The following is a 1,155-nucleotide window of genomic DNA, read 5'->3' as shown; positions in this document are numbered from 1 at the left end:
CATCACCTGTTCTTGGTGTCGCCGAATCGGCCATAGGCCTGCAGGCGCTCGTAGCGGCGGTCCACCAGTTCACGAGTCTTGAGGTCGCTGACCTGGCGCAGTGCGTCGCTCAGCGCGCGCTTCAGGTTGGACGCCATCTGCTTGGCGTCGCGGTGCGCGCCACCCACCGGCTCGCTGACGATCTTGTCGATCAGGCCGAGCGCTTTCAGGCGGTGAGCCGTGATGCCCAGGGCCTCGGCCGCCTCGGAGGCGCGTTCGCTGCTCTTCCACAGGATGGACGCGCAGCCCTCCGGCGAGATGACGGAATAGGCCGCGAACTGCAGCATCAGCACCTGGTCGGCCACGCCGATGGYCAGCGCACCACCCGAGCCGCCCTCGCCGATGACGGTGGCGATGATGGGCACTTCGAGCTGCGCCATCTCGAGGATGTTGCGGCCGATGGCCTCGCTCTGGCTGCGCTCCTCGGCACCGATGCCAGGATAGGCGCCCATGGTGTCGATGAAGGTGAAGACCGGCAGGCCGAACTTCTCGGCCAGCTTCAGCAGGCGCAGCGCCTTGCGGTAGCCCTCGGGGCGCGGCATGCCGAAGTTGCGCAGCGTGCGCTCCTTGGCGTCGCTGCCGCGCTGGTGGCCGATGACCATGCAGGCCTGGCCGTTGAAGCGCGCGATGCCGCCCACGATGGCCGCGTCGTCGGCGAAGTGACGGTCACCGTGCAGTTCCTGGAACTCGGTGAAAACTTCCGAGCAGTAGTCCAGCGTCTGCGGGCGCTGCGGGTGGCGGGCGATCTGGTAGACCTGCCAGGGCAGGACGTTGGCGTAGACCTCCTTGGTCAGCTGCTGGCTTTTCTTGGAGAGGCGATCGATCTCCTCGGAGATGTCGACCGCAGACTCGCTCTGCACATAGCGCAGTTCTTCGATCTTGGTCTCGAGCTCGGCGATGGGCTGCTCGAATTCCAGAAAATGTTTTTTGCTCAATGGATCCCCTCGTCCGGTGAGTACGCCGGCTGATCCCTTGACGGGTGTCTGTCGGCTTTGGAGCGTCCCGGCGTGCGGCCCGCTCTGGGTGGTTGAACAATGACCTCAATAGTCCACAGGCAGCGGGTCGAGGCTGCGCCAAATGTACCAAACCGCTACCGAACGGTAGGGTGCCCAGGCG

1 protein-coding gene and 1 pseudogene are annotated in these 1,155 nt (G+C 65.3%); both read right to left on the bottom strand.

Annotated elements, in window-relative coordinates:
- Positions 1–2 precede the first annotated feature (2 nt).
- A complete protein-coding gene (locus ACXJKR_RS33070; RefSeq protein ID WP_457326462.1) occupies positions 3–974 on the bottom strand; it encodes an acetyl-CoA carboxylase carboxyltransferase subunit alpha in 972 nt (323 codons plus the stop codon).
- Positions 975–1,079: 105 nt separating this feature from the next.
- Positions 1,080–1,155 (bottom strand): annotated as a pseudogene (locus ACXJKR_RS33065) (DNA-3-methyladenine glycosylase 2 family protein); the annotation flags it as partial.

It is taken from the genome of Roseateles sp. P5_E11 (assembly GCF_054049355.1).
The sequence above is the reverse complement of the archived record's forward strand: the minus strand, read 5'-3'. Positions and strand labels throughout refer to the sequence as shown.